Consider the following 26,203-nt stretch of genomic DNA (forward strand, 5'->3'; position numbering starts at 1 on the left):
CCGCCCTTTCCCGTCCCGCCCCCGGGGGCTGTGCCCCCGGACCCCCCTTCGGCCTGGACGGCCTCGTCCTCAGACGCCGGAGGGGCTGGTGTGGGTCAGGCCCGATACGAGTTCGTCCGCCGCGCCGTACGGGTCCAGTTCCCCCGCGACGATGCGTTCCGCCAGTGTGCTCAGCCGCTGGTCGCCGTGGAGGTCCGCGATACGTTCCCGCAGCGTCGTCACGGCGATGGACTCGACCTCGTGGGACGCCCGGCGACGGCGGCGTTCGGCGAGGACTCCGTGCTCCTCCATCCAGGCGCGGTGCTTCTCCAGGGCCTCGACCATCTCGTCGATGCCCTCCGCGCGTGCCGCGACCGTTCTGACGATCGGGGGGCGCCAGTCGCCGGGGCCCCGGGACTCGCCGAGGCCGAGCATGTGGTTGAGTTCGCGGGCCGTGGCGTCGGCGCCGTCGCGGTCGGCCTTGTTGACGACGTAGACGTCGCCGATCTCCAGGATTCCGGCCTTGGCCGCCTGGATGCCGTCACCCATGCCGGGGGCGAGCAGCACCACCGAGGTGTCGGCCTGCGAGGCGATCTCGACCTCGGACTGGCCGACCCCGACCGTCTCCACCAGGATCACGTCGCAGCCCGCCGCGTCCAGGACGCGGATCGCCTGCGGTGCCGCCCAGGCGAGGCCGCCGAGGTGGCCGCGGGTCGCCATCGAGCGGATGTAGACACCGGGGTCGGAGGCGTGGTCCGACATCCGGACCCGGTCGCCCAGCAGCGCGCCCCCGGAGAACGGGGAGGACGGGTCGACCGCCAGCACACCGACCCTCTTGCCCTGCTTGCGGTAGGCCGTGACCAGGGCCGACGTCGTGGTCGACTTGCCGACGCCCGGTGAGCCGGTGAGGCCGACGACGTACGCCCCGCCGGTGAGCGGGGCGAGCGCCGCCATGACCTCGCGGAGCTGCGGGGACGCCCCCTCCACCAGGGAGATCAGCCGGGCGACGGCCCTGGGCCGCCCCTCCCTGGCCTGGGTCACCAGTGTGGAGACGTCCTGCATCACAGCTCCGTTCCGTTCCTCGGTCTACCGGCAGGGTGCCCGGTCAGGGCTTGGGGACCCGCACGATCAGCGCGTCGCCCTGGCCACCGCCGCCGCACAGCGCGGCCGCGCCCACACCGCCGCCCCGCCGCTTCAGCTCCAGCGCCAGGTGCAGCACGAGCCGGGCGCCGGACATCCCGATCGGGTGACCCAGGGCGATGGCACCACCGTTGACGTTCACCATTTCCGAGGACACGCCGAGGTCCTTCATTGACTGGAGGGCCACGGCGGCGAAGGCCTCGTTGATCTCGATGAGGTCCAGGTCCCCGACGCCGATGCCCTCCTTCTTCAGGGCGTGCGCGATGGCGTTGGAGGGCTGCGACTGGAGGGAGTTGTCCGGCCCGGCGACATTGCCGTGCGCGCCGATCTCCGCGATCCACTCCAGGCCCAGCTCCTGCGCCTTCGTCTTGCTCATCACGACGACCGCGGCGGCGCCGTCGGAGATCTGCGAGGCCGAGCCCGCGGTGATCGTGCCGTCCTTGGCGAACGCCGGGCGCAGCTTGGCCAGCGACTCCGCGGTGGTGTCGGGCCGGATGCCCTCGTCCTTGCTGAAGACGACGGGCTCGCCCTTGCGCTGCGGAATCTCGATCGGCGTGATCTCCGCCTCGAAGGTGCCGTTCTTCTGGGCGGCGGCCGCGCGCTGGTGGCTGAGGGCGGCGATCTCGTCCTGTTCGGCGCGGCCGAGGCCGAGCCGTGTGTTGTGCTTCTCGGTCGACTCGCCCATCGGGATGCTCTCCCAGGGGTCGGTCAGACCGTCGTGGGCCATGGCGTCGAGCATCTCCACCGCGCCGTACTTGAAGCCCTCGCGGGACTTCGGCAGCAGGTGGGGGGCGTTGGTCATGGACTCCTGGCCGCCCGCGACGATCACGTCGAACTCGCCGGCGCGGATCAGCTGGTCCGCGAGCGCGATGGCGTCGAGGCCGGAGAGACAGACCTTGTTGATGGTGAGCGCCGGGACGCCCATCGGGATTCCGGCCTTGACGGCGGCCTGGCGTGCCGGGATCTGCCCTGTCCCGGCCTGGAGCACCTGGCCCATGATCACGTACTGCACCTGGTCGCCACCGATACCCGCACGGTCGAGGGCGGCCTTGATCGCGAAGCCGCCGAGATCGGCTCCGGAGAAGGACTTCAACGAGCCGAGCAACCGTCCCATGGGCGTACGCGCGCCCGCAACGATCACCGAATTTCCAGAAGACATGAGGTGCGATCCCCTTCCAGCCTGGAGGGCCGAGGAGTGAACGAGGGTTTACTTCGAATGTACTGAGCGGTAGTCCACCCCGTCATCGGGCCGTCGGTGTGATCGCGCGCACGTTGCGTAACCACCCCGGGACCGCTGCACTGTCTGCATGCTGACGCGAATCGACCACATCGGGATCGCCTGCCACGACCTCGACGCGACCGTCGAGTTCTACCGGGCCACCTACGGTTTCGAGGTTTTCCACACCGAGATCAACGAGGAGCAGGGCGTACGCGAGGCCATGCTCAAGATCAACGATACGTCCGACGGAGGAGCTTCGTACCTTCAGCTCCTCGAACCCGTGCGCGAGGACTCCACGGTCGCCAAGTGGCTCGCGAAGAACGGCGAGGGCGTCCACCACATCGCTTTTGGTACGGCGGACGTCGACGGCGACGCGGCCGCCGTCAAGGACAAGGGCGTACGCGTTCTGTACGAAGAGCCCCGACGCGGCTCCATGGGGTCACGGATCACCTTCCTGCATCCCAAGGATTGTCACGGCGTACTGACAGAACTGGTCACTTCGGCGCCTGTTGAGTCACCTGAGCACTGACCCCCGTACATATGGGCCGGTAGGGTTGGCTGCGGTCGCCGCTCCTTCCAGGGCGACCGGAGCCCTGCCGGTTGTGGCGGCAGGGCCGTACCGGGGTGCGGGTTTGTGGGGGCGAGCGTCAGGGCGGCAGCCCGTGCTCCGCCGTTGATCTGACACCATTCCCCGGGGGCCCCGTCCGGCGGACGGACGGAGCTCGTACGGAGAGACTTGCGACCAGGGGACGGATGGGACCGCGCAGTGCGGGGCTACGAGAGCCAGGAGCGAGAGCCGGCGGCTGACGTCGACCACCTCTCTCGGTTCGAGGCCGAGATGAAGCGGCTGAAGACCGAGCGGGAAAAGGCGATCCAGCACGCCGATGACCTCGGCTACCAGGTCGAGGTGCTGCGCGCCAAGTTGCACGAGGCGCGGCGCACCATTATGTCCCGGCCCGCCTACGACGGCGGTGATCTCGGCTACCAGGCCGAGCAGTTGTTGCGCAACGCGCAACTTCAGGCGGACCAGTTGCGGGCCGACGCCGAGCGCGAGATGAGCCAGGCGCGGGCGCAGACCCAGCGGATCCTCCAGGAGCACGCCGAACAGGCGGCCCGGCTCCAGGCGGAGCTGCACCAGGAGGCGGTGACCCGCCGCCAGCAGCTGGACCAGGAGCTCGCGGAGCGCCGGCAGAACGTCGAGTCCCACGTCAACGAGAACGTGGCCTGGGCCGAGCAGTTGCGCGCCCGCACCGAGGCGCAGGCCCGCCGGCTCATGGAGGAGTCCCGCGCCGAGACCGAGCAGGCCATGGCCAAGGCCCGCGCGGAGGCCGAGCGGCTGACCGGCGAGGCCCGTCAGCGGCTCCAGAGCGACGCCGAGGCGGCGCGCGCGGAGGCGGAGCAGCTGCTGCGCCGGGCCCGCACCGACGCCGAGCGGCTGCTGAACGCGGCCTCGACGCAGGCCCAGGAGGCCACGGACCACGCCGAGCAGCTGCGCTCGTCCAGCGCCACGGAGTCGGACTCCTCGCGCCGCCAGGCCCAGGAGCTGAGCCGGGCCGCCGAGCAGCGGATGACGGAGGCCGAGGAGGCGCTGCGCAAGGCGCAGTCCGAGGCCGAGAAGGTGCTCGCCGAGGCGAAGGAGGCCGCCGCCAAGGCGCTGTCCGGCGCCGAGTCGGCCAACGAGCAGCGCACGCGTACGGCCAAGGAGCAGGTCGCCCGGCTGGTGACCGAGGCCACCAAGGAGGCCGAGGCCACCCGCGCGGACGCCGAGCAGGCCGTCGCGGACGCCCGCGCGGAGGCCGAGCGGATCGTCGCCGAGGCCTCCGAGAAGGCCCGGACGCTCACCGCCGAGGAGAGCGCGACCCAGCTGTCCAAGGCGGCCAAGACCGCCGAGGACGTGCTGAACAAGGCGTCCGCGGAGGCCAAGCAGACCACCAAGGCCGCGACCGAGGAGGCCGAGCGGATCCGCCGGGAGGCGGAGGCCGAGTCGGACCGGCTGCGGGCCGAGGCGCACGATCTCGCCGAGCAGCTCAAGGGCGCGGCGAAGGACGACACCAAGGAGTACCGGGCCAAGACGGTCGAGCTTCAGGAGGAGGCCCGCCGGCTGCGTGGCGAGGCCGAGCAGCTGCGGGCCGACGCGGTCGCCGAGGGCGAGCGGATCCGGTCCGAGGCACGCCGTGAGGCGGTCGCCCAGATCGAGGAGGCGGCCCGGTCCGCCGAGGAGCTGCTGTCCAAGGCGAAGGCCGACGCGGACGAGCTGCGGCAGAAGGCCACGACCGACAGCGAGAAGGTCCGCACCGAGGCCATCGAGCGCGCCACGACGCTGCGCCGGCAGGCCGAGGAGACGCTGGAGCGCACCCGCAAGGAGGCGGAGCGGCACCGCGCGGAGATCGTCGAGCAGTCCGAGGGCATCAAGGCGGACGCCGAGCGCGCCGCGCGTGAGCTGCACGAGGAGACCGAGCGGGGCGTCGAGGCCCGCCGCGCGGAGGCCGCCGAGGAACTGACCCGGCTGCACACCGAGGCGGAGACCCGGCTCACCGCGGCCGAGCAGGCGCTGTCCGAGGCGCGTGGGGAGGCCGAGCGGATCCGCCGCGAGGCCGCCGACGAGTCCGAGCGGCTGCGCGCCGAGGCCGCCGAGCGGATCCGTACGCTCCAGCAGCAGGCGGAGGCCGAGGCCGACCGGCTGCGCAACGAGGCCGCGTCGGACGCGTCCGCCTCCCGTGCCGAGGGCGAGGCCGTCGCCGTACGGCTGCGTTCGGAGGCCGCGGCCGAGGCGGAGCGGCTGAAGGTCGAGGCGCAGGACACCGCGGACCGGGTGCGGGCGGAGGCGCAGGCCGCCGCCGAGCGGCTGGGCACGGAGGCGTCGGAGACGCTGGCCGCCGCGCAGGAGGAGGCCGTCCGGCGCCGCCGCGAGGCCGAGGAACTGCTCGGTACGGCACGGCAGGACGCGGGCCAGGAGCGCGAGCGGGCCCGCGAGCAGAGCGAGGAGCTGCTGGCCTCGGCGCGCAACCGCGTGGAGGAGGCGCAGACCGAGGCGGTCCGGCTGGTCGAGGAGGCGGACCGACGGGCCGGCGAGATGGTGTCGGCCGCCGAGCTCCACGCGCAGCAGGTGCGGGACTCGGTGTCGGGGCTGCACGAGCAGGCCCAGGAGGAGATCTCCGGGCTGCGTTCGGCCGCCGAGCACGCCGCGGACCGTACGCGGCGCGAGGCGCAGGAGGAGGCCGACCGGGTCCGTGCGGACGCCTACTCCGAGCGGGAGCGGGCCTCCGAGGACGCGAGCCGGGTGCGGCGCGAGGCGAGCGAGGAGTCGGAGGCCGCCAAGGCGCTCGCCGAGCGGACCGTGGCGGAGGCGATCGCCGAGTCCGACCGGCTGCGGTCCGACGCGGCCGACCACGCCCAGCGGGTGCGTACGGAGGTGTCGGACGCCATCGCGCAGGCCGACCAGGACGCCACCCGGACCCGGGCGGAGGCCCGGGAGGACGCCAACCGGATGCGGTCGGACGCGGCGACGCAGGCCGACACCCTGATCACCGAGGTCCGCAAGGAGGCCGAGCGGCTCACCGCCGAGACGGCGGCCGAGGCGGAGCGGGTGCGGGGCGAGGCGACCCGGGCGGCCGACCGGCTGCTTTCGGACGCCTCGGGCGAGGCGGAGCGGCTGCGGGCCGAGGCCGCCGAGACGGTGGGCTCCGCGCAGCAGCACGCCGAGCGGATCCGCACCGAGTCGCAGCGGGTCAAGGCGGAGGCCGCCGCGGAGGCGGAGCGGGTCACGTCGGCCGCGCGCGAGGAGGCCGAGCGCACGCTGGACGAGGCGCGCAAGGACTCCAACAAGCGGCGCTCGGAGGCTGCCGAGCAGGTCGACACCCTGATCACGGAGACCACGGCCGAGGCGGACAAGCTGCTGACGGAGGCTCAGCAGCAGGCGCAGAAGACCACGGCGGACGCCGAGGGACAGGCCGACATGATGGTCGGCGCGGCCCGTACGGAGGCCAACCGGCTGATCGCCGAGTCGCGTGTCGAGGGCAACCAGACTGTGGAGAAGGCCCGTACGGACGCCGACGAGCTCCTCGTCGGGGCCCGCCGGGACGCGACCGCGATAAGGGAGCGCGCCGAGGAGCTGCGCGACCGCATCACCTCCGAGATCGAGGAACTGCACGAGCGCGCCCGGCGCGAGTCCGCCGAGACGATGAAGTCGACCGGTGACCGCTGTGACGCGTTGATCAAGGCCGCCGAGGAGCAGCGCGCCAAGGCCGAGGCCAAGGCGAAGGAGCTGGTGACGGAGGCCAACTCCGAGGCCGGCAAGGTCCGTATCGCCGCGGTGAAGAAGGCGGAGGGCCTGCTGAAGGAGGCCGAGCAGAAGAAGGCCGCGCTGGTCAAGGAGGCCGAGGAGCTCAAGGCCGAGGCGGTCCGCGAGGCCCGGCGCACGGTCGAGGAGGGCAAGCGGGAGCTGGAGGTGCTGGTGCGCCGCCGCGAGGACATCAACACCGAGATCTCGCGTGTGCAGGACGTGTTGGAGGCCCTGGAGTCGTTCGAGACGCCGGGTGCGGGGAAGGACACCGGCGTCAAGGCGGGCGCCACCGTGGGGGCCCCTCGTTCGGGTGGCAAGTCGTCGGACGGCTAGTCGCCGTCCGCCGGGCGGTGACGGCGTTTCGGGTCGGCATCAATGGCCCGATCCGCCCCTTCGGCCCTTGCGCTTCACGCCGACTTCCGTGTCTGCTGGGGCCTTTGCGCAGCCCTTTGGCAAGCCGTCCGACGGTTAGCCACTCAAAAGGGGTGTCATTCTCCAGATCAAACACGCATCCGCTCGATGACACACCGCTTAGGCCCCTAGGATTCCCCCTATCACCTCACCGGTCTCATTCGACAGGAACCCCATGAGCGACACTTCCCCCTACGGCTTCGAGCTTGTGCGGCGTGGGTACGACCGCGCTCAGGTGGACGAACGTATCTCCAAGCTCGTCTCCGACCGTGACAGCGCTCTCGCCCGCATCACCGCTCTGGAAAAGCGCATCGAGGAACTCCACCTCGAAACGCAGAACGCCCAGGCGCAGGTGACCGATGCCGAGCCCTCGTACGCCGGCCTCGGCGCGCGCGTCGAGAAGATCCTCCGCCTCGCGGAGGAAGAGGCGAAGGACCTGCGTGAGGAGGCGCGGCGAGCGGCGGAGCAGCACCGCGAACTGGCCGAGTCCGCCGCGCAGCAGGTGCGCAACGACGCCGAGTCGTTCGCCGCCGAGCGCAAGGCCAAGGCCGAGGACGAGGGCGTCCGGATCGTCGAGAAGGCCAAGAGCGACTCCTCGCAGCTGCGCTCCGAGGCGCAGAAGGACGCGCAGTCCAAGCGCGAGGAGGCCGACGCGCTCTTCGAGGAGACCCGCGCCAAGGCCGCCCAGGCCGCCGCCGACTTCGAGACGAACCTCGCCAAGCGCCGCGAGCAGTCGGAGCGCGACCTGGCGTCCCGTCAGGCCAAGGCCGAGAAGCGCCTCGCGGAGATCGAGCACCGCGCGGAGCAGCTCCGCCTGGAGGCCGAGAAGCTGCGTACCGACGCCGAGCGCCGCGCCCGCCAGACGGTGGAGACCGCGCAGCGCCAGGCCGAGGACATCGTGGCCGACGCCAACGCCAAGGCCGACCGGATCCGTTCGGAGTCCGAGCGCGAGCTGGCCGCCCTCACCAACCGCCGCGACTCCATCAACGCGCAGCTGACGAACGTCCGCGAGATGCTCGCGACGCTCACCGGCGCCGCGGTGGCCGCCGCCGGCACCCCGGCCGAGGACGAGCCGATCTCCCGCGGAGTCCCGGCGCAGCAGTCCCGGTAACGGTCGGAGTACAACTGCTGAAGGAAGTGCAAAGCCCTCTGCCGTCGGGTGGCAGAGGGCTTTGTCACGTTCTAGCGTTGGCGCATGATCGAGCTTGAGGGGCTGACGAAACGGTACGGCGAGAAGGTCGCGGTCAACAACCTGACTTTCAAGGTACGCCCGGGCATCGTCACGGGGTTCCTCGGTCCGAACGGCGCGGGCAAGTCGACGACGATGCGGATGATGCTCGGCCTGGACCGGCCCACCGCCGGCGATGTGCGGATCGACGGAATGCGCTACGACCAGCTGACGGACCCGCTGACGTACATCGGGGCGCTGCTGGACGCGAAGGCGATGCACGGCGGGCGCAGCGCGTTCAACCATCTGCTGTGCCTGGCGCAGAGCAACGGCATTCCGCGCAGCCGGGTGTCCGAGGTGCTGGACACCGTGGGTCTGACCGCGGTGGCGAAGAAGAAGGCCAAGGGGTTCTCGCTCGGTATGGGGCAGCGGCTCGGCATCGCCGGCGCGCTGCTCGGCGACCCCCGGATCCTGATGTTCGACGAGCCGGTCAACGGGCTCGACCCCGAGGGCATCCACTGGATCCGCAACCTGATGAAGTCGCTCGCCTCCCAGGGCCGTACGGTCTTCGTCTCCTCGCACCTGATGAGCGAGATGGCGCTGACGGCCGACCACCTGGTGGTGATCGGACAGGGCCGGCTGCTGGCCGACACGTCGATGGCCGACTTCATCGAGCAGAACTCGCGCAGTTACGTCCGGATCCGCTCCCCGCACCGCGAGCGGCTCCTCGACGTGCTGCACCGCAACGGGATCACGGTGGTGGAGACCGGCAGCGGGGTCCTGGAGGTCGACGGCAGCAAGGCGGAGCAGATCGGTGAGCTGGCCGCGCAGCACCAGGTCGTGCTGCACGAACTGAGCCCGCAGCAGGCTTCCCTGGAGGAGGCGTTCATGCAGCTGACCGCGGAGTCGGTGGAGTACCACGCGCATGACGGGACGCCCGTGAGCGCCGCCCCGCAGCAGTGGGGCGACGAGTGGAACAGCGGCAGGAAGGGCTCCTGATCATGGCGGGCACACAGGTCATCAGGTCCGAGTGGACCAAGATCCGGTCAGTGGCGTCCACGGTGTGGACACTGGGGCTGGCCGTGGTCGTCACCGTCGCCCTCGGCATGCTCATCGCGGCGCTGTCCAAGAACGACTTCGACAATCTGAGCCGGCAGGACCAGCTCTCCTTCGACCCGACCTACATCAGCTTCGCGGGGACCAGCCTCGGTCAGCTGGCGATGATCGTGTTCGGCGTCCTCGTGGTCTCCAACGAGTACTCGACGGGCATGATCCGCACCTCGCTGGCCGCCGTGCCGAAGCGGGCCACGTTCCTCTTCAGCAAGGTCGCCGTGGCCACCGCGCTCTGTCTGGTCGTCGGTATCGCCACCAGCTTCGTCACCTTCTTCCTCGGGCAGGCGATGCTCGGTGACCTCAAGGCGTCGATCGGCGACCCCGGGGTGCTGCGCGCGGTGATCGGCGGCGGCCTCTACATGACGCTGATCGCGATGTTCTCGATGGGCGTCGCGACGATGCTGCGCTCGCCGATGCTGTCGCTGGGCATCCTGATGCCGTTCTTCTTCCTGATCTCCAACATCCTCGGCAACGTCAGCGCGACGGAGAAGATCGGCCGGTACCTGCCGGACCAGGCCGGCAGCAAGATCATGCAGGTGGTCACGCCGGTCGACGACGACACCCCGTACGGCCCCTGGGGCGGGCTGACCATCATGGCGATCTGGGTGGCCGCTTCCCTTCTGGGGGGTTACATCCTGCTGAAGCGCCGGGACGCGTAGACAACGACGCAGACCCGTAACCTTTTACCTCTCCTTGGCCGGAACCGTCAGACCCCCGATATCCTCCTAACCCTTACGGGGGCGTGTGCCCCGCTGTCCTGAACCTTTGATGGGTGCGGAGCATGATCGAGGCAGTCGGCCTGACCAAGCGCTACGGCGACAAGACCGCTGTGCACAACCTTTCCTTCCAGGTCCGTCCCGGCACGGTCACCGGCTTCCTCGGGCCCAACGGCTCGGGCAAGTCGACGACCATGCGGATGATCCTCGGCCTGGACAATCCGTCCGCCGGTCATGTGACGATCGGCGGCTTCCCCTACCGCAAGCTGCCGAACGCGCCGCGCCAGGTCGGCGCCCTGCTGGACGCCAAGGCGGTGCACGGCGGGCGCTCGGCGCGCAGCCATCTGCTGAGCCTGGCCCAGCTGTCCGGCATCCCGGCCCGCCGGGTCGACGAGGTGCTCGGCGTGGTCGGCCTCCAGGAGGTGGCGAAGCGGCGCTCCAAGGGCTTCTCCCTCGGTATGGGCCAGCGGCTCGGCATCGCCGCCGCGCTGCTCGGCGATCCGAAGGTGCTGCTCTTCGACGAGCCGGTCAACGGCCTCGACCCCGAGGGCATCCTCTGGGTGCGCAACCTCATGAAGTCGCTGGCCGCCGAGGGCCGTACGGTCTTCGTCTCCTCGCACCTGATGAGCGAGATGGCGCTGACCGCCGAGCACCTCATCGTGATCGGCCGCGGCCAGTTGCTCGCCGACATGGGCGTGCAGGACTTCATCGCGGCGAACTCGGCCGGCTTCGCCCGGGTGCGGACGCCGGACAGCGACCCGCAACTGCGCGAGAAGCTGGCGTCCGCGCTCGCCGAGGCGGGCGGCCAGGTGCTGCCCGAGCAGGACGGCGCGCTGCGGGTGATGGGGCTGCACCTGCCGCAGATCAGCGACATCGCGCACCACAGCGACGTACGCCTGTGGGAGCTGTCGCCGCACCAGGCGTCGCTGGAGGAGGCGTACATGCGGATGACGCAGGGCGCCGTCGACTACCGCTCGACCATCGACCAGAAGGCCGGTCTCCAGCAGCAGCTGCCGCCCGGCGCGCAGCCGCCGATGCCGGTGCCGGGACAGGGCCAGCCGGGCTGGTACGCCCCGCCGCCACCGCAGCAGCAGGGCGGCCAGGCCTACCCGCCGCCGCAGGCACCCCAGGCGATGCCGCAGATGCCCCAGGCCCCTCAGGGGGCCAACCCGTATCTCCAGCAGCCCCAGGGCCCCGCTCCGGTGCCGCAGGCACCGCCGGTACAGCCGCCGCCGGCGCCCGCCCCGGCCCCCGCGGCATCCGCCCCGTCCGCCGCCGCCGACCCGACCAAGCCCGAGGACGCCCGATGAGCACGCCCCAGCCCTCCATGCCGCAGGCCGCGCCGAACTGGCAGGCGGCTCCCGGCGCCGCGTACCCCGACTACACCTCGCCGATCCCGGTGGTCCGTACGCACCTCGGGCACGCGCTCGCCTCGGAGTGGACGAAGATCAAGTCGGTCCGCTCCACGGTGTGGACGCTCGGTGTCTTCGTGGTGCTGGTGGTCGGCATCGGCCTGCTCGCCGGCGCCCTCGTCGGCAACTCCTCCGAGTCCGACCTGGGCGGCGAGAACCCGCTGGCCCTCGGCTTCTTCGGCCTGCTGCTCGGCTCCATGTGCCTGATCACGCTCGGTGTGCTGACCACGGCCTCGGAGTACGGCACGGGCATGATCCGTACCACCATGACCGCCTGCCCCACCCGCGGCCGGGTGCTGGCGGCCAAGTCGATCGTGTTCTTCGCGCTGGCCTTCGTGGTGACGCTGGTCTCGTCCGGCCTGGTCGCCGTGGTGCAGCTGGCCCTGCTCGACGGGGCCCGCGAGCCGTCCGGCGGAGAGTGGCTGAAGGGCACCGTCGGCATCTCGCTCTACATCGCGCTGCTCGGCCTGCTGTCCCTGATCATCGGCTCGGTGATCCGGCACTCCGCGGGCGCGATCACCATCATGATCGCCGCGGTCCTCGCGCCGCTGGTGATCGCCCTGTTCATGTTCTCGGAGTCGCTCCAGGGCGTGCGCGACGCGCTCTTCGAGTACTCGATCCCGAACCAGATGAGCGTCTTCTACGCCAACTCCCTCAGCGAGACCGGCCCGTCCGGCTGGGACCCGCTGTGGATCGTCCTCGGCATCACGGCCGTCGCCTTCGCGGGCGCGTACGCACTGCTGGAGAAGCGGGACGTCTAGGTTGCCGGAGAGACGGGGGTCAGAACCTCGGCGCGTTGCGGGACCGCTGCACCCTCGTGGTGCGGCGGTCCCGTGCGTTCCAGCACGCCTTGTGCCAGTGGCGGCGCTCGTCGACGCCCGAGTGCTCGGGCCAGGCGACCACATGCGGCACACCGTCGGGGATCAGCTGGTCGCAGCCGGGACAGCGGTACGACTTGCCCTGCGCACTGGACCCGGCGACATGCCGGATGCTCCACACCTCGCCCTGCCACTGCACCGAGGACTGCCAGCCGCCGTAGCGCCCGGAGCCGTCGTCCTCGGCACCGGGGCCGGAGGAGGCGGCACCCTTCGGGCCGTTGGGTCGGTTGCGACGCGGGGACACAGGACACCTCACGGGGCTATACAGGAAGCACGGTCCACGTCCAGCCTACGCGGAGCGGACAGGGGTACGCGGAGTACGCAGGGTCCGCACGTGCCGCTTCGAGTCCGCGCATTCTCCCGACTATCCGCAAATCTCTTCGCCAAGCCGTGTCCTCGGCACGTGTCAGACGGTTATGCCGGGTGGGGGAGCTCCGCGTCGGAGCCGAGGAAGCAGGAAAGACAATGCGCGTTGGAAGTTTCGTGTTGGCGGCCCAGTTCCCGGGTCAGGGCCAGGGGGAGGCGCTGCACCGCGCGGTCCGCTCGGCCGAGGTCGCCGAGGAGGCCGGGCTGGACTCGGTCTGGCTGGCCGAGCACCACTTCGTGCCGTACGGCACCTGTCCGTCCGCGATCACACTGGCCGCGCTGCTGCTCGGCCGCACCCGCCGCATCCGGGTCGGCACGGCGGTCAGCGTGCTGCCCACCACCCACCCGGTGGCCCTCGGCGAGCAGGCGGCGCTGCTTCATGTGACGAGCGGCGGCCGGTTCTCCCTCGGCGTCGGCCGCGGCGGCCCCTGGGTCGACCTGGAGGTCTTCGGCGCCGGCCTGGAGGCCTACGAGAAGGGCTACCCGGAATCACTCGATCTGCTGGTGCGCTGGCTGCGCGACACGGCCGTCTCGGCGACCGGCGAGCGGTACGACTTCCGCGAAGTGGCCGTCGTACCCAGGCCGTCGGAGGCGCTGTCGGAGACACCGGGCCCCGAGCTGCTGGTCGCGTGCACCTCGCCGGGGAGTGTCCGGATGGCGGCCGAGCGGGGACTGCCGATGCTGCTCGGTATGCACATCGGCGACGAGGAGAAGGCCGAGATGGTCGCCCTGTGGCGAAGCTCCGCTCTCGCAGCCGGGCGGTCGGGGGACGAGATCCGCGACCCCGGCCATGTCTCCGCGGGTGTCTGCCAGGTCGGCGACCGGCGCACCGAGGCGGAGGAGACTCTGCTGAAGGCCATGCCGGGCTGGCTGAAGCAGGGACTCGACGCCCATGTGACGGTCGACGGCCGGGAGCGCCGGATGCGCGATCCGCTGGCGTACACCGAACTCCTCTGCGGGCTGCACCCGGTGGGCACTCCGCGGCTGTGCGCCGACCGCCTCGCGGCGACCAGCGAGCGGACCGGCATCTCCCGCTTCGCGCTGCTCGTCGAGGGCTCCGGCGACCTCGCGGCCACCGAGGAGAACGTCCGGCGGCTCGGCACCGAAGTGCTGCCGCAACTGCGCTGAACGCTCATGGGCCCCGCAGGACTTGCCGCTCCGGTACTGATGCACCTCCCGCGTACGGAGCGGCAAGCTAGCTGCTCACTGCCTCAGCAGTCCCTGAACTCCGGGGACTGGTTCAGCAGTTGACTGCGGACCGAGGTGAAGCGGGCCAACGTCTGGTCCACCGAGTCGTCCAGCGGGAAGACCGCCACCCGGTGGCAGTTCTGGAAGGCCAGCCGCACCCCGAAGTGCCGTTGCAGCGCACCGCGTATCGCGTCACTCGCGAGCGCACGCAGCAGCTGACCGCGTGCCTGCTCGTCCGGCGGAGGCGTCTGGTTGTCGGCGAACTGGCCGCCGTCCACCTTCAGCTGGGCCACCAGGGAGCTGATCATCTCCCACGCATAGGGCAGGGAGGTCCGGACGCAGTCGACGAAGGCTGCTTCGTCGACCTCGCCTCGCTCGGCCTGTTCGAGTAGGGCCGGTGAGACGTCGAGCGACATGGGTTCTCCTCTCGCACCCCCGCACTGCGGGGGTTGCCGGACAGATGAGGGAGTTCGCGATACCGAACACGGTGCGTACACACATCGCGACCTCCCGTTCATACGGTAGGCAACTGTTGGTGACGGCACCAGGCGAATGCGCACACCCGGCGGACCCTTTACGCCCACTATCGGCCAAGGACGAACAGGAGTGATCCGGAGGAACTCGGGCAGCCTTCCGGGCGCTTGCGGACAGTTGTGGCGAGCGGGATCCACGCGAATCGCGCGGACCCATGGGCGTCGAGTAGCGTTGCCGACCATGCGTCTCGTCATCGCCCGGTGCTCCGTCGACTACGCCGGCCGGCTCACCGCTCATCTGCCCACCGCCCCCCGTCTGATCCTGGTGAAGGCGGACGGCAGCGTCTCGATCCACGCGGACGACCGCGCCTACAAGCCGCTGAACTGGATGTCGCCGCCCTGCACCCTGAAGGAGGGAGCCGGGGAGGAGGACGGCGTCTGGACCGTCACCAACAAGACTGGCGAGAAGCTGATCATCACGATGGAGGAAGTCCTCCACGACTCCTCGCACGAACTCGGCGTCGACCCCGGTCTGATCAAGGACGGCGTGGAAGCACATTTGCAGGAGTTGCTGGCCGACCGGATCGAGACCCTCGGCGAGGGCTACACCCTGATCCGCCGCGAGTACATGACCGCGATCGGACCGGTGGACATCCTGTGCCGTGACGCCGACGGACAGACCGTTGCAGTCGAGATCAAGCGACGCGGCGAGATCGACGGCGTCGAGCAACTGACCCGCTATCTCGAACTGCTCAACCGCGACCCCCATCTCGCCCCGGTCCGCGGCATCTTCGCCGCGCAGGAGATCAAGCCGCAGGCCCGCGTCCTCGCCACCGACCGGGGTATCGGCTGCCAGGTCCTGGACTACAACGCGATGCGCGGCATCGAGGACGACAAGCTGCGGCTGTTCTGAACGCCGCCCCGGCGCATCCCGCTCGGGGACACAGGAAGGGCCGGGTCCGACGTGCGGACTCGGCCCTTCGTGCGTACTGCCGGCGGGTCAGATCCCGGTGACCGGGTCGGTGGCGCCGGGCGTGACCGCCTCGCCCGGCTCCGGGGCGCTCGCGGAGGCGCTGGGGGCGGGTCCGCTGGCGGAGTTGGACGCGGGCGGCGTCTCCGTCGGAGTGCCGCTCGGCTCACCCGTAGGTCCCGTGGGCGAGGGCGACCCCGACGGAGTCGGACTGCCCGACGTCGAGGGCGACGAAGACGTCGGCGGCTTCGAGGAAGTAGGCGGCTTCGAGGGCGACTTGGACGGCGAACCCGACGGCCCCCCACTCCCCTGCGTCCCGCTCGGCTCGTCCGTCGGCCCGTCGGTCCCCGCCCTCGTAGGCGTCGGATCGTCCTCCGTGCCCAGTGTGCCGTCCGGGCCCGGGTCCGTCGGCTTGGCGGGCGACTCACCCGGGTTGTCGTTGCCCGCCTCGTCGGCGCCCAGGCTGTCGTCGCCGATGCCCTGGCTCGCGGTCGGGTTGACGCCGACCTGGTCGGATGGCGGGTCGGTGTCGTTGTTGGACGTCGCGCCAAGGGTGACGACCGTGCCCAGCACCACGGCGAGCAACGCGCCCGAGCCGGCCGCCACCAGATTGCGCCGTGCGAAGCCGCGCAGACCGCCCCGCGCCTTGCGTGAGGGCGCGCCCGGCCCGCCGCGGCCGGTGACGAACATGCCGTCGTCGGCTGAGCGCTGCAACGCCGGGAACGGGGTGAGCGCGGCCGGTGCGCCGCCGGACGGCGACGCCGGCTCCTCGTGGCGGGCGTACGGCAGTTCCTCCCCCGCGAGGGCGCCGATGCCGAGCGCGCCGATCGCGGCCGTGCCGATGCCCGGTGTGGTGCCGGCCCGGTCGTCGACGAGCGCCAGGGCGCGGCGGCCCGAGACGGTGCCGCGCTTGTCGGCGAGCGCGGCGCGCAGGCCGATGGACGTCTCCAGTTCGGCGCGGGCCCGGTCGAGTTGTCCGCCGCACAGGGCGAGCACACCCAACTCGTGGTGGAAGTAGGCCTGTTCCGTCACCTCGCCGGAGAGCCGGGAGGCCTCGCCGCCGGCTCGCAGGGCCCGCTCCCAGGCGCTCCAGTGCAGTCCGGCGGCGAACGCGGGCGCGGCCGTGCGGGCCAGGTGCACGGTGGCGCTCTCCTCGCCCTCCCCGGGCGGGGTGGTGGCCGGCACCAGCACGGCGAGGGCGGCGAGCAGGGCGTCGGCCTCGGCGCAGACACGTTCCGGTGTCACCGAGGGGTGGCCGGCCCACCAGGAGTAGTGCAGGGCCGCTTCGAGCGCGTGGGTGTCGAGGTCGTCGGCGTATCCGGCGGCCACCAGCTGGGTGCGGACGCCCGCGGCGAGCCGGTAGCGGGAACCGGCGGGGGCGACCAGCGCGCAGCTCAGCAGCTCGCCGAGGGCGGCGTCGGCGTGGGTGTCGCCGACCAGTGCGGGCAGATGCGCCTGGTGCGGCACCTCGCCGCCGAGTGCGACGGCGAACCGCAGGGTGGCGCGGGCCGATGCGCTCAGCCGGGAGGCCAGCAGTTCGGCGGGCGCGGCACCCTCGGCGAGCGAGGGCAGTGGTATCTCGTCGGCGACGAGGTCGGGGCCGGGTGCGGGTACGGCGTCGAAGGGCGCGTCGACGGGGAGCTCCGCGGGGTCCTGGAAGACGCCGAACTCGTCGAGGGCGTCCACGCCGGCCCGCAGCCGGTCGCGCTGGCGCAGCAGGGCGCCGGCCTGGACGAACCGCAGGGGCAGTCCCTCGGACTCGAACCAGAGGTCGCCCGCCCAGTTCGCCTCGTCGTCGGTGAGCGGGCGGCCGACGGCCAGCTCCAGCAGTTCCAGGCCGCCGGACCGGTCGAGGCCGCTGAGGAAGACCTCCTCCAGGGCGGACTCGGCGGACGGCGCGGGGACGTCCGGGGTCGCGGCGATCACAAAGGCGCACTCGGGGGTGGCGTCGAGCAGTTCGTCGAGGGCGGCGCCGCCGAACTCGATGTCGTCGATGACGACGACCGCGCCGACCTGGCCGAGCAGAGCGAGCAGTTCCTCGCGGTCGGGGCGGTGCAAGGGCGCGCTGTGCACGGCGTGGAAGAGGTCGCGGAGCAGGTCGTCGGCGGAGCGGTTGACGCCGCTGAGCCGGACCACTCCGTCGGGTGCGAGGTCGGCGCAGTCCTTGGCGACGATGTCGAGGAGGCTGCTGCGGCCGGATCCGGCGGGGCCGGTGAGACGCACGGAACGGCCGCGGGCGAGGAGCCGGACCAGTCGTTCCTGTTCCTCGCGGCGGCCGAGGAGCGGCAGTACGGGCCGGGCCGGGCCGGGTGGCACGGGTGCGGCGGCGGCGCGGGCGACCTCGGCGCGGGCGGCCGGGCCGAGCTTCTCGGGGCGGGCCGGGCGCTCGCCGGGCGGGCAGATCTCGATCTCACTGCCGTCGACCGGGTTGACGGTGAGCAGCAGATCGCCGGTGACGAGTTGCACCGTACGGGCCAGTGCGGGTGTGTGCTGGCCGAAGTCCTGTGTGAGGGAGTCCCGGGGCGGGCGGGGGCGCGGCGTGCTGCCGTCGTCCTCGTGGCCGTACTCCTCGGGTCCCCGGTTGATCGGGTCCATCGGTTTCAAGCCCCCCAAAAGCGTCGTGTGGCTTCAGCCCCTCCCGGCCTGCTGCACACCGCGCTGTCGCTTCTGGTCCGGTGCCCGCGTCAGGGTGTCTACGGGCGGCGGGCAGTCGAACCGTAAACCTTGGGTCAGTATCTACGACAGCCCGGGGTGCCGAGCAGTCCGAGAGGTCACGGTCTCGTGAGGATTGTGCGCGTGGTACGCGCTCGGCGCACCGCCCTTGCCAGGTCGCGCCCTGTGGTGCGGCGCCGCACCCGGTGGTGCCGCGCCGTGTTGTGCCCGCGGTCCCGCCCGTCCGGCCGGGCGTCGTCGCTTCCGGTGTCAGACCCGGGGCAGCGACTCCACACCGATGCCGCCCTCGATGGCGAGGATCCGGTGCAGTCGGGTGGCGACCAGCAGGCGCTGCATCTGCGGCGGTACGCCGCGCAGCACCAGTCGGCGGCCGCAGCGGCCGGCCCGCCGGTGCGCACCCATGATCACCCCGAGTCCGGTGGCGTCCCAGGAGTCCAGTTCGGACAGGTCCAGGATCAGGTCGCCGACACCGTCGTCGACTGCCGTGTGCAGGACCGTACGGGCGTCCGCCGCGCTGCGTACGTCGAGGCGGCCCCCGACGACCAGCTCGGCGTGGTCGCCCCTGATGTGCATATGCGCTCCCCGTGGTGCGTCTGGTGCTCCGCAGTGGTGATGTCCGGTGATGCAACCTCTGACTGCGCGAAGCGCTCCCAGGTTGCCGTCTGTAAGCGAACCGATACCGAATTCACCCCGAGGTGTGATTCCTGCGGGGTTTGTCGGGCCCGGTACCTGTGCTCAGTGCTTGTAGAACCCCTGCCCGCTCTTGCGCCCGATGTCACCGGCGTCCACCATCCGGCGCATGAGCTCCGGCGGCGCGAACTTCTCGTCCTGGCTCTCGGTGTAGATGTTGCTCGTGGCGTGCAGCAGGATGTCGACGCCGGTGAGGTCGGCCGTGGCGAGGGGGCCCATGGCGTGTCCGAAGCCCAGCTTGCAGGCGAGGTCGATGTCCTCGGCGCTGGCGACGCCCGACTCGTAGAGCTTGGCGGCCTCGACCACGAGGGCGGAGATGAGCCGTGTGGTCACGAAGCCCGCGACGTCGCGGTTGACGACGATGCAGGTCTTGCCGGTGGACTCGGCGAACTCCCGCGCGGTGGCGAGCGTCTCGTCGCTGGTCTTGTAACCGCGGACCAGTTCGCACAGCTGCATCATCGGCACCGGCGAGAAGAAGTGCGTGCCGACGACCCGCTCGGGGCGGTCGGTGACGGCCGCGATCTTGGTGATCGGGATGGCGGAGGTGTTGGACGCGAGGATCGCCTCGTCCTTCACCAGCTTGTCCAGGGTGCGGAAGATCTCGTGCTTGACGTCGAGCTTCTCGAAGACCGCCTCGACGACCACGTCCGCGTCGGCCGCGGCGTCCAGGTCCGTCGTGGTGGTGATCCGGGCGAGCGCGGCGTCGGCGTCGTGCGCCTCCATCCGGCCCTTGCCCACGAACCTGTCGTACGAGGCCTTGATGCCGTCGGTGCCGCGCCTGAGCGCCTCGTCGGTGACGTCGCGCAGGACGACGTCCCAGCCCGCCTGGGCGGAGACCTGGGCGATCCCGGAACCCATCAGACCGGCTCCGACGACGACGAGCTTCCGTGCCACTGTGCGACTCCCCTGATACGCGCTGTCGGTGTTCCTGGCCGGACCTTAGCGGGCGTGACGGGCTGTGTGGCGGGTAAGTAACGCGCGTCACGTCTCACATGACGGACATCACACCGGCACGGGTCACGCGGGGCCCCGTACGGCGTAGTTGAGGGCCTTCCCGCTCAACAGACCCTCGGTGTCGTCGATGCGGACGGGCGCCTCGCGGGAGCCCTCGCGCGGCCGGCGGCGGGCTGTCGTCTCACGGCCGACGGTGGTGGAGAAGGCGCCTTCCGCCCAGCGGATCTGAGCGGCCGTCAAGCCAGTGGCGGCCGGCGAGGGCCGGCCGTGGTCCTCCTCTCCCCGGGACCGTGACGGTGGGCACACGGGTGTTCCGCACGGCCGGAGCCCGGCAGGTGCCCGGCGGCCCTACGCTGGGCGCATGGTCAATCTGACGCGTATCTACACGAGGACCGGGGACAAGGGCACCACGAACCTCGGTGACATGAGCCGGGTCCCCAAGACCGACCCCCGGATCGCCGCCTACGCCGACGCCAACGAGGCGAACGCGACGCTGGGCACCGCGCTCGCGCTCGGCGGGCTCGACGAGGAGATCACGGCCGTCCTCGTCCGCGTCCAGAACGACCTGTTCGACGTGGGCGCCGACCTGTCGACGCCGGTGGTGGAGAACCCGGAGTTCCCCCCGCTGCGGGTCGAGCAGTTCTACGTGGACCGGCTGGAGGCCGACTGCGACCGCTTCAACGACCGGGTGGAGAAGCTCCGCTCGTTCATCCTGCCGGGCGGAACGCCGGGCGCCGCCCTGCTCCACCACTCCTGCACCGTCGTACGGCGGGCGGAGCGGTCGACCTGGGCGGCGCTGGAGGTGCACGGCGAGGCGATGAACCCGCTCACCGCGACCTATCTCAACCGGCTCTCCGACCTGCTGTTCATCCTGGCCCGGGTGGCCAACAAGGACACGGGCGACGTGCTGTGGGTGCCGGGCGGCGAGCGGTGATCCGCCGCCCCCGCGTGCACTGAGCGGGCTCAGTGGTGGATCCGCTCCTTCGCCGGTGCCTCCTCGACGCCCGCGGGCGCCTTCTTCGGCCAGATCGAGTAGCTGAGGGCGATCAGGCCGTGGATGCCGGCGGCCCGCCAGGCGATCCAGATCCAGCTCTGGAGTGAGCCGGTGCTGCCCGGGTCGTCGACGTACCAGATCGCGGCCAGCAGCAGCACCGACGCGACCGCGGCGGCCGTCACCGTGCCCAGCCAGACCTTGCCCTCGTAGCGGGCGCGGGCCATGCCGTAGCGCGGCGGCTTCACCGGCGGCGGGGCGCCGCCGTAGCGGTGCGCGGCGTGGCCGTCGAGCCACTTCACGGTGCGGTGGCCGTGGCCCACGGTGTATCCGATGTACAGCGCGGCCAGACCGTGTTTCCAGCTCGGGTCCGCGCCGTTCTTGAGGTCGATCGCCGTGGCGACCAGCAGCACCACCTCAAGCAGCGGTTCGATCAGCAGCAGGCCAAGACCGGTGCGGCGCATCTTCAGCACGTAGCGGAAGAACAGCCCCGCGGCCAGCAGTACCCAGAAGCCGACCTCACAGACGATGATCAGTGTGACGATCACGGCTCGCGCTCCTCCCTACGGATCCCGGTGGATCCCTGCGGATCCCGGTGGATCGGGTCACGTCTCAAGAGTCCCGTCGCCGTCGGCGCGATACGTCGTCATCGGTGACGAAGTCGCCCTACATCGAAAGATGCAGCGCCGGACCATTCCCTGGAACAAGGCGCCGGGGGCCCGTGCCGTGTTGGATGGTGACATGGCCCGACGACTCCCCCGCCCGCACCCGTTCGACGTGCGGATCGCCGTGGGCGGGCTGCTGGGCGGGCTGCTGCTGTGGGGGGTCGGGCTCGGGATGCGGCCGGCCTCCGAGGCGACCGTTCTCGTGCCGGGCGCGTGGCCGCTGCTGCTGCCGCTCGTTGTGATGTCCGCCTGCGAGCTGCTGCGCCAGTCGGCGCCGCACATCGCGCTGCCGGTCGCGACGCTCGCGCTGGTCGCGGACCTCTTCACCCAGGGCAGCCTCGCCACCCTCCTGATGTTCACGGACGTCATGTACGCGGCCGTGCTCTACGGCACCCCCGCCGCCGCCCGGCGCATCCCCTGGGTCACCGGCATGCTCACGGTCGTCGCGACCGTTGTGCCGTACGCGCTGCTGCGCACGTCGGAGGCGCTGCTGATCGGTGTCGCGACCGGTGTCGTCTCGTTCGGGCCCGCGTCCACCGGCCTGATCGTGCGCAACCACCGCGAGGCAGCCGTCTCCGCGAGACTGCGCGCCGAGCAGACCGCGCTGCTCGCCGAGATGGACCGCACCCAGGCGGTCGTCGCCGAGCGCGCCCGGGTCGCCCGCGAGCTGCACGACATGGTCGCCAACCATCTCTCCGCGATCGCCATCCACTCCAGCGCCGCGCTCTCCCTGGACAACCCGCAGACCTCCCGGGACGCCCTCGCGGTGATCCGTGAGAACAGCGTCGAGGGGCTCTCCGAGATGCGCCGGCTGATCGGCATCCTGCGGGACGACAGCGGCGACAGGGAACCGTCCGCCGCCCCCACCCTGGAGGGCCTCGACGCCCTGGTCGCCACCGCCCGCGCCAACGGCCTCGACGCCACGCTGGACGCCGGGTACGGCGAGGGGCTGCCCGCGCCGGTCGGGATGGCCGCGTACCGGATCGTCCAGGAGTCGCTGACCAACGCGCTCAAGCACGCGGGGGACGGGAGGGTGACGGTCACCCTGGAGCAGGACAGCCACTCGCTGCGCATCGCCGTGACCAGTCCGTACGGCGACCGGGACGGGCCGCGCGCCCCCGGTTCGGGGGCCGGTCTGGTGGGCATGCGGGAACGGGCGGCGCTGCTGCACGGCACCTTCGAGGCCGGCCCCGAGGACTCGGAGAACGGCAAGATCTGGGCCGTACGCGCGTCCCTGCCCGTAGCCGAAGGAGAATCCGAATGATCCGTGTCCTCGTCGCCGAGGACCAGTCCGCCGTGCGCGCCGGGCTGGTGCTGATCCTGGGCAGCGCGCCCGACATCGAGGTGGTCGGCGAGGCGGCGGACGGCGAGCAGGCGGTGGCGCTGGCCCGTGAACTGCGGCCGGACCTGGTGCTGATGGACATTCAGATGCCGCGTCTGGACGGGGTGTCGGCGACCCGGCTGGTCGTCGAGGAGGGCACGGCGGACGTGCTGGTGCTGACCACGTTCGACCTCGACGAGTACGTCTTCGGGGCGCTGCGGGCGGGTGCGTCGGGGTTTCTGCTGAAGAACACGGACGCGCGGGACCTGCTGGAGGCGGTACGGACGGTGGCGCGCGGCGAGGGACTGATCGCGCCGGCCGTCACGCGCAGGCTGATCACGGAGTTCGCCGCGAAGCCGGTGCGCGAGCCGAGTGTGGATCCTGCCGTGCTCGACCCGCTGACCCGGCGGGAGCGCGAGGTGCTGTCGTGTCTGGGCGAGGGGCTGTCCAACGCGGACATCGCGACCCGCCTGGACATGGCGGAGGCGACGGTGAAGACGCACGTCAGCCGGTTGCTGGGGAAGCTGGGACTGCGCAGCCGGGTGCAAGCCGCGGTGCTGGCGCAGGAGTTGGGGATGTAGTCAGACCTTATGGGACATTCACTGACAGTGGTCCAGACCTATTGACCGATGGTCCAGACCTTTCTATTCTCGCGGCACTGCGCCAAGCCCCATCAAGGCTCAGTTCCGGCCCCCGACAACTCCACAAGGAGGCGCTCCACATGCGCTTCAGACACAGAGCCGTGGCAGGACTCGCCACCCTGCTGCTCCCCCTGGCGGGCCTGGTGGGTCTCGCGACCCCCGCCCAGGCCGCCACCGAAGCCACCGCCACCTTCGCCAAGCCCCAGGACTGGGGCAGCGGCTTCGAGGGCAAGTGGACCGTCAAGAACACCGGCACCACCTCGATCAGCTCGTGGACCGTCGAGTGGGACTTCCCCTCCGGTACCTCCGTCAGCTCCGGCTGGGACGCCGACATCACCTCGTCCGGCACCCACTGGACCGCCAAGAACAAGTCCTGGAACGGCACGCTCGCACCCGGCGCCACCGTGACCTTCGGCTTCAACGGCACCGGCCCCGGCAGCCCCAGCAACTGCAAGCTCAACGGCGGCAGCTGTGACGGCGGACCCACCGTCCCGGGCGACGCGGCCCCCTCCGCGCCCGGCACCCCCACCGCCTCGGGCGTCACCAACACCTCGGTGAACCTGTCCTGGGCCGCGGCCACCGACGACAAGGGCATCAAGAACTACGACGTCCTGCGCGGCGGCACCGTGGTCGCCACCGTCACCGGCACCACGTACACCAACACCGGCCTGACCGCCGGCACGGACTACTCCTACACCGTCCAGGCCCGGGACACCGCCGACCAGACCGGCCCGGTCTCCGGCGCCGTCGCGGTCCGCACCACCGGCGGCGGCACCAACCCGAACCCGGGCGCGAAGATCAACCTCGGCTACTTCACCGAGTGGGGCGTCTACGGCCGCAACTACCACGTGAAGAACCTGGACACCTCGGGCTCCGCGTCCAAGATCACGCACATCAACTACTCGTTCGGCAACGTGACGAACGGCCAGTGCAAGGTCGACGACACCTACGCCGCCTACGACAAGGCCTACACCGCCGACCAGTCCGTCAGCGGCGTCGCCGACACCTGGGACCAGCCACTGCGCGGCAACTTCAACCAGCTGCGGCAGCTGAAGGCCAAGTACCCGCACATCAAGGTGCTGTACTCCTTCGGCGGCTGGACCTACTCCGGCGGCTTCGCCCAGGCGGCGCAGAACCCGGCCGCGTTCGCCGCGTCCTGCAAGGCCGTGGTGGAGGACCCGCGTTGGGCCGATGTCTTCGACGGCATCGACATCGACTGGGAGTACCCCAACGCCTGCGGCCTGACCTGTGACACCTCCGGCCAGGCGGCCTACAAGAACCTGATGTCGGCGCTGCGCACCGAGTTCGGCTCCAACTACCTGGTCACCTCGGCCATCACCGCCGACGGCTCCAACGGCGGCAAGCTCGACGCGGCCGACTACGGCGGCGCCGCCCAGTACCTCGACTGGTACAACGTGATGACGTACGACTACTTCGGCGCCTTCAACGCGCAGGGCCCGACCGCCCCGCACTCGCCGCTCACCTCGTACGCCGGCATCCCGCAGGCCGGCTTCAACTCCGCGGACGCCATAGCCAAGCTCAAGTCGAAGGGCGTACCGTCCGCCAAGCTGCTCCTCGGCATCGGCTTCTACGGCCGCGGCTGGACCGGCGTCACCCAGTCCGCCCCCGGCGGCACGGCGACCGGCGCGGCACCCGGCACCTACGAGGCCGGCATCGAGGACTACAAGGTCCTCAAGAACACCTGCCCCGCCACCGGCACCATCGCGGGCACGGCCTACGCGCACTGCGGCACCAACTGGTGGTCCTACGACACCCCGTCGACCATCGCCGGCAAGATGACCTGGGCCAAGAACCAGGGTCTGGGCGGCGCGTTCTTCTGGGAGTTCAGCGGCGACACCACCAACGGTGAACTGGTGACCGCCATCAGCAACGGGCTCAAGTAGCCCCTGCCGAAGTACCCATCAGCTAAGCAACGTTGACGCGCTGACCGGGCGGGGCTGCCTCAAGCCACGCGAGAAACCCGGTCAGCGCGTCTTCGCTCATGGCGAGTTCAAGACGCGTGCCCCGGTGCACACAGGCGAGGATCACGGCGTCGGAGAGCAGCGCCAGTTCCTCCTCGCCGTCGGGAAGACGGCGGCCGGCCACCTCGATCGACGCGCGCTCCAGAACGCGGCGCGGACGGGGCGCGTAGGAGAAGACGCGGAACCACTCGATGCGGTCGCCGTTGTAGCGGGCGATGCCGTACGCCCACCCTTTGCCACTGGTGTCACCCTGCTCTGGTGCGTCCCAGCGCAGGGAACAGTCGAACGTGCCGCCCGAACGCTGGATGAGCCTGCGCCGCAGACCGAAGACGAACAGCCCCACCACCACCAGGGCGACGACAATTCCGCACACAGTCAGAGCGAGGACCATCGGCACCGACCTCCTCGTCTCCTAGGTAACGGAACGGAAAAAACTGCCATATCTGCCTCAGCCGCGACCGGCACCGGATCACTCCGGTTCCAGCCGCGGCTGAGTAACGTCGTAGCACGGGCTCTCTCCCAGATCTTAAACGGCCTGGGAGGTGCCCGGGTCAGCGCGCGGTCGCCGCTCGCAGGCGGACATCCGCGCGACGCTCGGCAGAGGCGTCGTCGTCCGACTTCGCACGCTCCAGCGCGCGCTCGGCACGCTGGACATCGATCTCGTCCGACAGCTCGGCGATCTCGGCCAGCAGCGACAGCTTGTTGTCACCGAACGAGATGAAACCGCCGTGCACCGCGGCGACGACCGTTCCACCATCACTCGTACGGATGGTCACCGGGCCCGACTCCAGCACACCGAGCAGCGGCTGGTGACCGGGCATGACGCCGATGTCGCCGGACGTGGTGCGCGCGACGACCAGCGTGGCCTCGCCGGACCAGACCTCTCGGTCGGCCGCGACCAGCGCGACGTGCAGCTCAGCAGCCAAGGGTGGCTCCTCGGGTCACCACCCGGCGGATCTGCCGGGTGTTGG

Annotated in this window: 24 protein-coding genes; 13 read left to right on the forward strand and 11 right to left on the reverse strand. The window is 71.1% G+C overall.

The genetic code is table 11. The features are described from left to right. Positions 1 to 69 precede the first annotated feature (69 nt). Positions 70 to 1,041 (reverse strand): methylmalonyl Co-A mutase-associated GTPase MeaB, encoded by a 972-nt coding sequence (meaB, locus tag ACIQAC_RS25780; RefSeq protein WP_402194568.1) that lies wholly within the window; start codon positions 1,039 to 1,041, stop codon positions 70 to 72. 43 nt (positions 1,042 to 1,084) lie between these two features. After that, a complete protein-coding gene (locus ACIQAC_RS25785; protein WP_402194570.1) occupies positions 1,085 to 2,278 on the reverse strand; it encodes an acetyl-CoA C-acetyltransferase in 1,194 nt (397 codons plus the stop codon). Positions 2,279 to 2,426: 148 nt separating this feature from the next. On the opposite strand from ACIQAC_RS25785, the gene mce reads away from it, so the two are divergent. From mce to ACIQAC_RS25820, 7 genes are all read left to right on the forward strand, one after another. Next, on the forward strand, positions 2,427 to 2,867 hold the full coding sequence (gene mce / locus ACIQAC_RS25790) for a methylmalonyl-CoA epimerase (protein WP_402194572.1): 441 nt from the start codon (positions 2,427 to 2,429) through the stop codon (positions 2,865 to 2,867). Positions 2,868 to 3,104: 237 nt separating this feature from the next. Continuing rightward, complete coding sequence (scy, locus tag ACIQAC_RS25795; RefSeq protein WP_402194573.1) at positions 3,105 to 6,953, forward strand: polarized growth protein Scy; 3,849 nt, start codon at positions 3,105 to 3,107, stop codon at positions 6,951 to 6,953. A gap of 253 nt (positions 6,954 to 7,206) precedes the next feature. Further along, positions 7,207 to 8,142, forward strand: coding sequence for a cellulose-binding protein (locus ACIQAC_RS25800; protein ID WP_402194576.1), 936 nt, complete (start codon positions 7,207 to 7,209; stop codon positions 8,140 to 8,142). A gap of 84 nt (positions 8,143 to 8,226) precedes the next feature. Continuing rightward, on the forward strand, positions 8,227 to 9,198 hold the full coding sequence (locus tag ACIQAC_RS25805; RefSeq protein ID WP_402194579.1) for an ABC transporter ATP-binding protein: 972 nt from the start codon (positions 8,227 to 8,229) through the stop codon (positions 9,196 to 9,198). A 2-nt stretch (positions 9,199 to 9,200) separates the two neighbouring features. After that, positions 9,201 to 9,971, forward strand: a complete 771-nt coding sequence (locus ACIQAC_RS25810; protein ID WP_402194582.1) for an ABC transporter permease — start codon at positions 9,201 to 9,203, stop codon at positions 9,969 to 9,971. A 122-nt stretch (positions 9,972 to 10,093) separates the two neighbouring features. After that, positions 10,094 to 11,338: an ABC transporter ATP-binding protein gene (locus tag ACIQAC_RS25815; protein ID WP_402194584.1), complete on the forward strand. Its 1,245-nt coding sequence runs from the start codon at positions 10,094 to 10,096 to the stop codon at positions 11,336 to 11,338. Next, the gene (locus tag ACIQAC_RS25820) at positions 11,335 to 12,201 is read left to right on the forward strand and encodes an ABC transporter permease subunit (RefSeq protein ID WP_402194587.1); all 867 of its coding nucleotides are present in this window, start codon (positions 11,335 to 11,337) and stop codon (positions 12,199 to 12,201) included. The genes ACIQAC_RS25815 and ACIQAC_RS25820 overlap by 4 nt, the downstream gene beginning before the upstream one ends. Before the next feature lie 19 nt (positions 12,202 to 12,220). On the opposite strand, the gene ACIQAC_RS25825 is transcribed toward ACIQAC_RS25820, so the two are convergent. Next, complete coding sequence (locus tag ACIQAC_RS25825; RefSeq protein ID WP_402194589.1) at positions 12,221 to 12,562, reverse strand: ATP/GTP-binding protein; 342 nt, start codon at positions 12,560 to 12,562, stop codon at positions 12,221 to 12,223. 221 nt (positions 12,563 to 12,783) lie between these two features. Here ACIQAC_RS25825 and ACIQAC_RS25830 point away from each other — a divergent pair, with 221 nt between their 5' ends. After that, positions 12,784 to 13,812 (forward strand): LLM class flavin-dependent oxidoreductase, encoded by a 1,029-nt coding sequence (locus tag ACIQAC_RS25830; protein ID WP_402194591.1) that lies wholly within the window; start codon positions 12,784 to 12,786, stop codon positions 13,810 to 13,812. Between the two features lie 83 nt (positions 13,813 to 13,895). On the opposite strand, the gene ACIQAC_RS25835 is transcribed toward ACIQAC_RS25830, so the two are convergent. Next, entirely contained in the window at positions 13,896 to 14,288 is a 393-nt protein-coding gene (locus ACIQAC_RS25835; protein ID WP_402194594.1) for an SCO5389 family protein, read from the reverse strand. 298 nt (positions 14,289 to 14,586) lie between these two features. Here ACIQAC_RS25835 and nucS point away from each other — a divergent pair, with 298 nt between their 5' ends. Further along, on the forward strand, positions 14,587 to 15,258 hold the full coding sequence (gene nucS / locus ACIQAC_RS25840; RefSeq protein ID WP_402194596.1) for an endonuclease NucS: 672 nt from the start codon (positions 14,587 to 14,589) through the stop codon (positions 15,256 to 15,258). Positions 15,259 to 15,345: 87 nt separating this feature from the next. Here nucS and ACIQAC_RS25845 read toward each other — a convergent pair whose 3' ends face one another. The 4 genes from ACIQAC_RS25845 to ACIQAC_RS25860 form a co-directional block, all read right to left on the reverse strand. Continuing rightward, positions 15,346 to 17,910: an ATP-binding protein gene (locus tag ACIQAC_RS25845; protein WP_402194598.1), complete on the reverse strand. Its 2,565-nt coding sequence runs from the start codon at positions 17,908 to 17,910 to the stop codon at positions 15,346 to 15,348. A 327-nt stretch (positions 17,911 to 18,237) separates the two neighbouring features. Next, positions 18,238 to 18,561, reverse strand: a complete 324-nt coding sequence (locus ACIQAC_RS25850; protein ID WP_402194600.1) for an STAS domain-containing protein — start codon at positions 18,559 to 18,561, stop codon at positions 18,238 to 18,240. A gap of 162 nt (positions 18,562 to 18,723) precedes the next feature. Continuing rightward, on the reverse strand, positions 18,724 to 19,572 hold the full coding sequence (locus ACIQAC_RS25855) for a 3-hydroxyacyl-CoA dehydrogenase family protein (protein WP_402194601.1): 849 nt from the start codon (positions 19,570 to 19,572) through the stop codon (positions 18,724 to 18,726). Between the two features lie 123 nt (positions 19,573 to 19,695). After that, positions 19,696 to 19,872, reverse strand: a complete 177-nt coding sequence (locus ACIQAC_RS25860) for a hypothetical protein (RefSeq protein ID WP_402194604.1) — start codon at positions 19,870 to 19,872, stop codon at positions 19,696 to 19,698. 121 nt (positions 19,873 to 19,993) lie between these two features. Between ACIQAC_RS25860 and ACIQAC_RS25865 the strand changes: the two genes are divergently transcribed. Then, a complete protein-coding gene (locus ACIQAC_RS25865; protein WP_402194605.1) occupies positions 19,994 to 20,566 on the forward strand; it encodes a cob(I)yrinic acid a,c-diamide adenosyltransferase in 573 nt (190 codons plus the stop codon). A gap of 29 nt (positions 20,567 to 20,595) precedes the next feature. On the opposite strand, the gene ACIQAC_RS25870 is transcribed toward ACIQAC_RS25865, so the two are convergent. Continuing rightward, complete coding sequence (locus ACIQAC_RS25870; protein WP_402194607.1) at positions 20,596 to 21,171, reverse strand: hypothetical protein; 576 nt, start codon at positions 21,169 to 21,171, stop codon at positions 20,596 to 20,598. Between the two features lie 193 nt (positions 21,172 to 21,364). Between ACIQAC_RS25870 and ACIQAC_RS25875 the strand changes: the two genes are divergently transcribed. The 3 genes from ACIQAC_RS25875 (at position 21,365) to ACIQAC_RS25885 (ending at position 25,154) form a co-directional block, all read left to right on the forward strand. Beyond that, positions 21,365 to 22,552, forward strand: coding sequence for a sensor histidine kinase (locus tag ACIQAC_RS25875; RefSeq protein ID WP_402194608.1), 1,188 nt, complete (start codon positions 21,365 to 21,367; stop codon positions 22,550 to 22,552). Continuing rightward, positions 22,549 to 23,190 (forward strand): response regulator, encoded by a 642-nt coding sequence (locus ACIQAC_RS25880; RefSeq protein ID WP_402194611.1) that lies wholly within the window; start codon positions 22,549 to 22,551, stop codon positions 23,188 to 23,190. The genes ACIQAC_RS25875 and ACIQAC_RS25880 overlap by 4 nt, the downstream gene beginning before the upstream one ends. Positions 23,191 to 23,330: 140 nt before the next feature. Then, on the forward strand, positions 23,331 to 25,154 hold the full coding sequence (locus tag ACIQAC_RS25885) for a glycosyl hydrolase family 18 protein (RefSeq protein WP_402194612.1): 1,824 nt from the start codon (positions 23,331 to 23,333) through the stop codon (positions 25,152 to 25,154). A 22-nt stretch (positions 25,155 to 25,176) separates the two neighbouring features. Here the strand turns inward: ACIQAC_RS25885 and ACIQAC_RS25890 are convergent, their stop codons facing one another. Together ACIQAC_RS25890 and ACIQAC_RS25895 are read right to left on the reverse strand one after the other, a co-directional pair. Beyond that, on the reverse strand, positions 25,177 to 25,623 hold the full coding sequence (locus tag ACIQAC_RS25890) for a DUF2550 domain-containing protein (protein WP_402194614.1): 447 nt from the start codon (positions 25,621 to 25,623) through the stop codon (positions 25,177 to 25,179). A gap of 160 nt (positions 25,624 to 25,783) precedes the next feature. Continuing rightward, positions 25,784 to 26,158, reverse strand: a complete 375-nt coding sequence (locus ACIQAC_RS25895; RefSeq protein ID WP_402194615.1) for a F0F1 ATP synthase subunit epsilon — start codon at positions 26,156 to 26,158, stop codon at positions 25,784 to 25,786. Positions 26,159 to 26,203 lie beyond the last annotated feature (45 nt).

This window comes from Streptomyces sp. NPDC088387 (genome assembly GCF_044753385.1).
Taxonomy (GTDB): Bacteria; Actinomycetota; Actinomycetes; order Streptomycetales; family Streptomycetaceae; genus Streptomyces.

Excerpts from the sequence above, each read along its gene's own strand:
- ACIQAC_RS25845 (WP_402194598.1), bottom strand. The coding sequence starts at position 17,910 with ATGGACCCGATCAACCGGGGACCCGAGGAGTACGGCCACGAGGACGAC.
- ACIQAC_RS25835 (WP_402194594.1), bottom strand. The coding sequence starts at position 14,288 with ATGTCGCTCGACGTCTCACCGGCCCTACTCGAACAGGCCGAGCGAGGC.
- ACIQAC_RS25810 (WP_402194582.1), top strand. The coding sequence starts at position 9,201 with ATGGCGGGCACACAGGTCATCAGGTCCGAGTGGACCAAGATCCGGTCA.
- mce (WP_402194572.1), top strand. The coding sequence starts at position 2,427 with ATGCTGACGCGAATCGACCACATCGGGATCGCCTGCCACGACCTCGAC.
- ACIQAC_RS25815 (WP_402194584.1), top strand. The coding sequence starts at position 10,094 with ATGATCGAGGCAGTCGGCCTGACCAAGCGCTACGGCGACAAGACCGCT.
- ACIQAC_RS25830 (WP_402194591.1), top strand. The coding sequence starts at position 12,784 with ATGCGCGTTGGAAGTTTCGTGTTGGCGGCCCAGTTCCCGGGTCAGGGC.
- ACIQAC_RS25800 (WP_402194576.1), top strand. The coding sequence starts at position 7,207 with ATGAGCGACACTTCCCCCTACGGCTTCGAGCTTGTGCGGCGTGGGTAC.
- ACIQAC_RS25785 (WP_402194570.1), bottom strand. The coding sequence starts at position 2,278 with ATGTCTTCTGGAAATTCGGTGATCGTTGCGGGCGCGCGTACGCCCATG.
- ACIQAC_RS25875 (WP_402194608.1), top strand. The coding sequence starts at position 21,365 with ATGGCCCGACGACTCCCCCGCCCGCACCCGTTCGACGTGCGGATCGCC.
- meaB (WP_402194568.1), bottom strand. The coding sequence starts at position 1,041 with ATGCAGGACGTCTCCACACTGGTGACCCAGGCCAGGGAGGGGCGGCCC.
- ACIQAC_RS25880 (WP_402194611.1), top strand. The coding sequence starts at position 22,549 with ATGATCCGTGTCCTCGTCGCCGAGGACCAGTCCGCCGTGCGCGCCGGG.
- nucS (WP_402194596.1), top strand. The coding sequence starts at position 14,587 with ATGCGTCTCGTCATCGCCCGGTGCTCCGTCGACTACGCCGGCCGGCTC.
- ACIQAC_RS25885 (WP_402194612.1), top strand. The coding sequence starts at position 23,331 with ATGCGCTTCAGACACAGAGCCGTGGCAGGACTCGCCACCCTGCTGCTC.
- ACIQAC_RS25820 (WP_402194587.1), top strand. The coding sequence starts at position 11,335 with ATGAGCACGCCCCAGCCCTCCATGCCGCAGGCCGCGCCGAACTGGCAG.
- ACIQAC_RS25890 (WP_402194614.1), bottom strand. The coding sequence starts at position 25,623 with ATGGTCCTCGCTCTGACTGTGTGCGGAATTGTCGTCGCCCTGGTGGTG.
- ACIQAC_RS25865 (WP_402194605.1), top strand. The coding sequence starts at position 19,994 with ATGGTCAATCTGACGCGTATCTACACGAGGACCGGGGACAAGGGCACC.
- ACIQAC_RS25805 (WP_402194579.1), top strand. The coding sequence starts at position 8,227 with ATGATCGAGCTTGAGGGGCTGACGAAACGGTACGGCGAGAAGGTCGCG.
- ACIQAC_RS25850 (WP_402194600.1), bottom strand. The coding sequence starts at position 18,561 with ATGCACATCAGGGGCGACCACGCCGAGCTGGTCGTCGGGGGCCGCCTC.